The organism is Novosphingobium naphthalenivorans NBRC 102051, assembly GCF_001590985.1.
In the GTDB taxonomy this organism is placed as follows: Bacteria; Pseudomonadota; Alphaproteobacteria; order Sphingomonadales; family Sphingomonadaceae; genus Novosphingobium; species Novosphingobium naphthalenivorans.
In genome coordinates this window covers 1-6,461 of sequence record NZ_BCTX01000140.1, presented here as the reverse complement: position 1 = coordinate 6,461, position 6,461 = coordinate 1, and the positions used below count along the sequence as shown (strand labels likewise).

Annotated in this window: 8 protein-coding genes and 1 pseudogene; all 9 read right to left on the bottom strand. The window is 65.6% G+C overall.

Going from position 1 to position 6,461, the window contains the following annotated elements:
* Positions 1-325: pseudogene (locus tag NN5_RS23700) on the bottom strand (hypothetical protein); the annotation flags it as partial.
* A gap of 7 nt (positions 326-332) precedes the next feature.
* Positions 333-620, bottom strand: a complete 288-nt coding sequence (locus NN5_RS23695) for a DUF5983 family protein (protein ID WP_013833368.1) — start codon at positions 618-620, stop codon at positions 333-335.
* Between the two features lie 77 nt (positions 621-697).
* Entirely contained in the window at positions 698-1,936 is a 1,239-nt protein-coding gene (locus NN5_RS23690; RefSeq protein WP_174523931.1) for a DUF932 domain-containing protein, read from the bottom strand.
* A 96-nt stretch (positions 1,937-2,032) separates the two neighbouring features.
* Positions 2,033-2,737 carry a hypothetical protein gene (locus NN5_RS23685; protein WP_013833365.1) on the bottom strand — a complete coding sequence of 235 codons (705 nt, stop codon included), beginning with the start codon at positions 2,735-2,737 and terminating at the stop codon, positions 2,033-2,035.
* Positions 2,738-2,765: 28 nt separating this feature from the next.
* The gene (locus NN5_RS26700; RefSeq protein WP_198409094.1) at positions 2,766-2,903 is read right to left on the bottom strand and encodes a hypothetical protein; all 138 of its coding nucleotides are present in this window, start codon (positions 2,901-2,903) and stop codon (positions 2,766-2,768) included.
* Complete coding sequence (locus NN5_RS23680) at positions 2,900-3,403, bottom strand: hypothetical protein (protein ID WP_013833364.1); 504 nt, start codon at positions 3,401-3,403, stop codon at positions 2,900-2,902. Before NN5_RS23680 ends, NN5_RS26700 begins: the two co-directional genes overlap by 4 nt.
* Positions 3,396-3,881: a hypothetical protein gene (locus tag NN5_RS23675; RefSeq protein ID WP_013833363.1), complete on the bottom strand. Its 486-nt coding sequence runs from the start codon at positions 3,879-3,881 to the stop codon at positions 3,396-3,398. The genes NN5_RS23680 and NN5_RS23675 overlap by 8 nt, the downstream gene beginning before the upstream one ends.
* Positions 3,882-3,935: 54 nt before the next feature.
* Positions 3,936-4,238 carry a hypothetical protein gene (locus NN5_RS23670; RefSeq protein ID WP_013833362.1) on the bottom strand — a complete coding sequence of 101 codons (303 nt, stop codon included), beginning with the start codon at positions 4,236-4,238 and terminating at the stop codon, positions 3,936-3,938.
* 116 nt (positions 4,239-4,354) lie between these two features.
* The coding region (locus tag NN5_RS23665; RefSeq protein WP_245656680.1) for a strawberry notch C-terminal domain-containing protein at positions 4,355-6,461 on the bottom strand (2,107 nt) is incomplete at its 5' end.

Sequence of the window (6,461 nt, the reverse complement as noted above, 5' to 3'; positions counted from 1 at the left end):
AAGCTGCAAGAGTGGCGGCCGAAGCTGATCGAAGGCAGCGTCGCGTTGGTCAGGCAGTTTTCGAGCAAGGTGAAATAAGGCGGCCAATGCTTGAAACGGCGCGGCGTGTAGCGCACCATATGATGCTCGATGCCGCGATCATCCATTGCTGGAACAGGGGCAGGAACGCGTAGGTTTCCTCGCGCTCGGTCCCGGTATCGGCGGTCAGCACAACCGAAAGCGGCAGGCCCCGCGCGACCCATTCGATGATCATGGCCGTGCTGTCGACACCCATGCCCCAGGCGGCAACGACCAGGGCCGACAGATGGCTGGCAGCGGTCAGCATGGGAGGCCTACCAGGGGAACTTCGGCAAGCCATCGACTTCGCCGGCATCGCAGTCAAACAGCAGGTAATCGCAGCCCTGCTCGCGCCCGACCCGCATCGCGGCGAGCACTTCGTCCGGGATCTGCTCCCGATCGGGCTCTTCGGCCTCGCGGGTCGGGATGAACCAGCCATAGTGCGTCGAAGCGACCGCCAGCGGCCGGCTCGACGGTTCAAGCGTAGCCCAACCATCGAGCAGGTCGGCGGTTTTCATCGAGACATGGACGGTGCTCAGCACGAGATGGCGGCCGATTTCCAAGGGAGGTTCCTTTCCGGGCGCATTGGAAGGGTGTCGGCCGCCACCTGACGAAGACGGCCGACGGGGGATGGGCCGATTCAGTTGACCCGTTCGAGCAGCTTGCGCGCCTTGCCCTCGAGTTCGAGCCGGCTGTCCTGATTGGTCTTGGTCCGGGCATGCGCGGTGATGCCCTGCACGAAATCGTAGAGGCTTTCGGGCGGATAGCCTTCCTCGACCAGCACCGCGGTGATGATCTTCGAGGTCTCGGCCTTGGAGAAGCCGCGCTTTCTCAGGAAGTCCTCGCGGTCATCATCCTTGCGGGCGACGATCCGCTCGCGCGCCTGCTTGATGCCATCGACGAAGCTGCGCGGCGAGGAGTCGGCGAAGTGTTCGAGCGCGGGCGCGGCCTCGTGCGCAAAACGGTTGGCGGCGAATTTCGAGTGACGGATGTTGATCTCCTCGAAATTCTCGACACCCCACAGGTTGCGATTCATGCATACCGCACGCAGGTAAAAGGTCGCGATTCCCAGCGACTTCGAACCGACTTCTGAGTTCCAGCAGTAGAAGCCTCGAAAGTAGAGATCGGGCTCGCCGTTGGGGAGCTTGCCGGCCTCGATCGGATGGGTGTCATCGACCAGGAACAGGAAGACGTCGCGGTCCGAAGCATAGAGCGTGGTGGTCTCCATGCTGACATCGACATGCGGGTTGTAAATCATGCTGCCCCAGTCGAGCACGCCCGGGACCTTCCAGCGCGTGTCGCCGACGCCGTTGCCGGCGATCCGCATGACGGCGCTCACCAGTTCGTGATCCCAGATACGACCGTATTCTGGCCCAGTAATCGCGCGCAGTTCGGTGCGGCCATCGTCGGTCTGGAGCAGTTTGACCTGTTCGCCTCGATGGGAGAGCAGGCCGTGCTGCATGTTGATGCCGGCGAGCGCGGCGGGCAGCGTGCGCAGGTAGGACGCAGGCGCGCCGACCAGGCTGGCGAGCTGGCCGAACGACCAGTTGGTGGGCGCGATTGGCCGGGCGTCGCCGGGCGCGATCAGCGAGAGCCGCTCGGGATCGTCGCTGCGCGCCTCGACCCGCACCGCCCGGCTCTCGACGACGCGCGTGGTGGCGCGGTCGGCGCGGCGGCGAACGCTGTCGTGGAGATCGGTGAGCGAGAGGAAGCGTTCATCGTCGGGCCGCGAGAACCATTCGGACGAAACGCGGCTGACATTGCGGCCACGCGAGATGTCGACGCGGTAGCCGCTGCTGACTGGACGGTCGTGGGACGGACCGGCAGGTGCGGGATGATCGAGGACATCGTGGTCGATTACGCGGGCAAGACTGGCCATGAAGCTGCTCCTGGAAATGGAAGGTGGAATGAGCAGGTGCATCGCCGCATCCGCGCTCATCCTCTCCCACCCCCTTCCTCCCGATGCCCCGGGAGCTCAGGCTGCGGCAGGCCGCCATTCGTAAAGAATATGGGCATCCGGCTCGTGTTCGTTGCCGACGGCGATCCGCACCAGGCGCCCGTCGCAGGCAAAGTTGCTGGCGCGGGGAAAGTCGCAATAGCTGCGCCCCTCGAACACGAAATCCTTCGAGCGGATCTGGATGACCTTGCGGGCCGTGCCCAATGCCCGGTGCTGGTAGGGCGCGTGCAGCAGGGTCAGGTTGTCGCCGGGCTTAAGGCGCTTCTTGAAGCTCGCCAGCGACACAAGGTTGTCGACGGGATTGGCCTGCCCGCGCCGGGCCGCGAGCGCTGCCCAATAGGCGGGGGCGATGCGCACTTCGTTGTAGAACGAGACCGCCATGAAGTCCTGGTAGAAGTTGGAGCGGCAGTAGCCGTACCGCTCGATCTGGTCGCGCACCCGGGTGATGAACTCATCCTGCGCCTCCCGGGTGGTCAGATCCTCGGTTGCGTCGAGCACCTCGGCAATCATCTTGCGGCCGCCGGAAAAGCGCTGGCTATGGATGGCGAAGCGCACTTCGGGGAAATGGCTGGCCAGATGCCGTTCGATCCGGCGGCACAGGACCGGCAGGTCGTCGGCCGGGCAATGGAGATCCCCCTCGTAGTGGAAATTGCCGCGTTCGTCGTGGTCGGTCTGGCTGTAGAGGCGCAGCGAAGGCACCGCCGGTGCGGATGATAAAGTCATGATACTGTCCTTTGGTTTGCGGGGAAGTTCAGGCGCAGCGCGCGGCGACCCAGTCCCAATAGCCAAGCCGGGTGTCGCCATTGGCGACTTCGGCCTGCCAGTCGGCGAGCGGGTAATCGGGGCTTTCGGCCCAATGATCGTCCGGCGGGAGAACGATTCCCGTCACAGGATGCCTCCCTCGAGCGCAAGTGAAAGCGCCTGGCGGGTCGTCTCGATTTCGATGCGATCGGCGAAGACCGCGCACCATCCGCCGCCGAATCCGTCCCGCCTGGCACGCGAACACGAAAAGCCAAATTCGAACCCGATCGGCGCCTGCCGCACTGTCTCCTGGCAGCAGCGGTGGATCAGGGCGGCCAGCGCAGCGGGCTGGAAGTCGATCATGCTCCACATGGAGACGGTGCTGACGCCGGGCTGGTCGAGCGTGTTGCCGCCCTCGAACTCGACTCCGAAACTGGGAAACTCGGGATCGTCGAACAAGGTGACAAAGCCGCTCCAGGGATCGTCTGGCGATGTGGGCGGGAACGCCGCGAGGAATTCGGGCGTCGGCTGGCTCGGCGTGTCCCCGTTCTCGAGGTCATGGCTCGCCTGGAAGGCCTCTTCGATCAGCGCCATTTCGGCATGGCTGCAGGTGAAGGCGAAGCTGCCCTGGGTGTAGTAGTCAGCCATGGAGCGCCTCCTCTACGGGCGCTGCCTCATCGCCATCCTCGATAATCGTGAACGGCGGCGGCACGAACTCGGCAAGGCGGAACCAGCCCTCGATCGCTTCCAGCGAGCCGAGATCGCGGATCATGCTCCGGGCAAGAACGATCTCCTCGCTCTCGGTCATGTCGAACTGCACCGCGGCGCCGGTGCCGGTGAAGATCACCCGTTCGGGTCCGAACGCGCCGCCGCAACTGCCGGAGTTCCGGACATAGGCGAGGCCGTGCTCTTCGCAGAATTCCTCGGTCCAGTCGAATGTGCCACCGGCCAGTTCGTAGGCGCAGGCTTCGACGGTCGCACCGCCGGAAACGTCGGATTCCTGAAGCGGTTCGCCCTCCCAGTCGGCGCGGCCACCGTCGGAGGCGATCGCCTCGATGAGGTCGGGAATCAAGGATCGCGAAATATTGCCGCCGATTTCGATCGACGCGCTGGCTCTGTCAGCCATGATGGTTCTCCCGCTTGAAGATGGAAAGTGGTGAAGATGGGAAGGATCACGCGCTCAGCGCTCGTCGGACGCAGCACCGATCAGGTGGCGCAGTTTGCCCCAGGCAAGTTCCTCGCCCGTGCGCAGCCCGCGATGGAGGCCCTGGGCGTAAAGCCGGTAGGCGGCAGCCGTCACTTCCGGCGTGGCGCTCGCCGGAAACAGCGTGACGAACTGGCCCTCATCGTCGAGCAGTTCGAACACGTCGGCGCCGGAAGAGAGCGTGGTGATCGCGATGCGCGCCGGGCTGTTCAGCGCTTCGAGGTCCGCGTTGTAGCTCTCGACAAACAGCGGGTCGAGAATGGGATCGTCCTGGGTCATGGGGGTTCCTTCGAAAGTGCCACCGACCATCCGGCAGCGCCTTTCCCCTTCCCCACTTCCCTTCCGGGCCGTCCGATCATATCCGGCTGGAGGCGATCGGACGATAGCCGGTTCGTTTAGGCCCGCGCCGAGAGCGACGCCGCGATGGCCGCGAGAACCTGCTCGGCCCGGTCCACCGGCACGAAGACCCTGGTCACATAGGCGATCACCTCGGTGAAGCATCCGCGCGCCTTCAGCCATTCGCGGTCCTGCGGCTGGGCGCTGCGCAGTTCGAGCCGGCGGCTGTTGTTGACGAAGACCGAGACCAGGCGCGCGCCGTCGAGGCCCGGCACGGCCACGCCTCCGTCGCTGCGCGCCGCCGCGATCAGTTCGGCAGGCGTCAGGCGAACCGAAGCAGCAAGGCCGAACTCACCCTCGAGCTTCTCGACTGCCGCCGGCATGACGATACGGCCGAGCAATGCATCGCCGCTGCCATCGGCGATGCGCCAGACCCGGACATCGTCGGCGGGGAGCTTGTGCCAGACTGGCAGGAGCAGGCCGGTCGCCAGGCTGATCGTCTCGACATCAAGCGCGGCCGAAGCCGCCGCAACCTCGGCCTCCCAGAGTTCCCGGAATTGCTCGTGCCCGATCGGTTGCCAATGGCTGGTCCAGAGCGCGCCCAGCGATATCCGGTCGTGTCCGGTCGGGCGGACCAGCTGGCACATCGGCACCGGCCTGCCTTCGTCATCGGTCACCGACCAGGACGGCACCCTCAGCGCGACACGGCCAGAACGCCCGTTGCGCAAGAAGGCGATGTCCTCGGTCCCCTGCCAGATGTGCATGAGATGGCCCCAGCTCGTGGTGCGGGGTTTCATGTGGAGTTCGAGCCGCAGCAGGCGGGTCTCCGCACCGGTCAGCGGATCGGTGCGCAGAACCTGATCGGACAGCGGAACAATCCGCTCGGCTCGGATCGTCTCGACGCCGAGATCGAGCGTGCCCGCCTCTCGCGCGGCATCGACGCGGGCCTGGATGAGACCGATATATTCCTCGAAGATCGCGTTCTGCGTGGCGATGCGGAGCGCCAGGATGCGGTTGAGCCAGCGCTGGATCGGCGGCAGCCGTTCGAGCAGGCCGCCGCCCTGCTCTTCGGCCAGCTTGAGGCCGGTCATCGCCTCGAAATCGGCAAGGCTGGTGCTCGCCAGTTTTCCGGCATGGAGCAGGTGATACCACTGCGTCAGCGCCTCGCGGGCGTAATCGCTTTCGAGATTGTCGGCCGGATCGAACAGGTTCTGCCCGCCGGTCTGGCGCTGGCCGCGGGTGAGCGCGCCGAGGCTATCGAGGCGCCGCGCGATCGTGCTGATGAAACGCCGCTCTCCCTTGCAGTCGGTGGTGACCGGGCGGAACACCGGCGGGCTCGCCTGGTTGGTGCGGTGGGTGCGCCCCAGCCCCTGGATCGCGGTCGCGGCCTTCCAGCCCGGTTCGAGCAGGAAGTGGATGCGGCGTTTGCTCGCGCTGCCGCAGCCGAGATCGGCATGATAGGACCGCCCGGTCCCGCCCGCATCGGAAAAGGCGAGGATCGGCTTCCTGCCCGCCATGAAATCGTCGCTGTCGGCCTTGCGGGCACCAGCCCCGCGCGGTTCGAGCTTCTGATTGCCGCGCGGGTCGAGCACGATGCGCCGAGTACGGCCCGTCACCTCGGCGACCTGCTCGCTCCCGAAATGGGCGAGCAGCGCATCGAGCGCGGCCGGGATCGGCGGCATACCGCAAAGCTGCTCGATCAGCGTGTCTCGCGACGCCAGCGCCTCCTGGCAGTGAACCGGCGCGCCATCGTCACCCACCATCATTTCCGAGCGCATCGTCCCGTCGCTCGCCCGGAAGGCCCGCAGCTGCCGGGTCGGGAAGGCATTCTTGAGATAATCGATGAGGCCGTCGAGTGGCGAGACATCGATAAAGAGATGCGCGCGTTCCTGCGCCGAAAGCGCGGTAAGCCGCCGGTCGAGGATGGCCGCCGCCGTGGTGACCAGCTGGACGACGGCGACATGGCCTGCCACCAGTTCCTCCTCGATCGAGCGGATCACGCTTGGGATCTTCATCGAGACCAGGACCTGGCTGAAGAAGCGCTGCTTGGCGCTCTCGAACTTGGACAGCGCCGAGCCCTTGGCTTGCGCATTCAGCGTATCGCCCGACATGCGGTCGACGATGTTCGCCGCCTTCATCGCCTCGTCGAGATTGCGATGGATGATC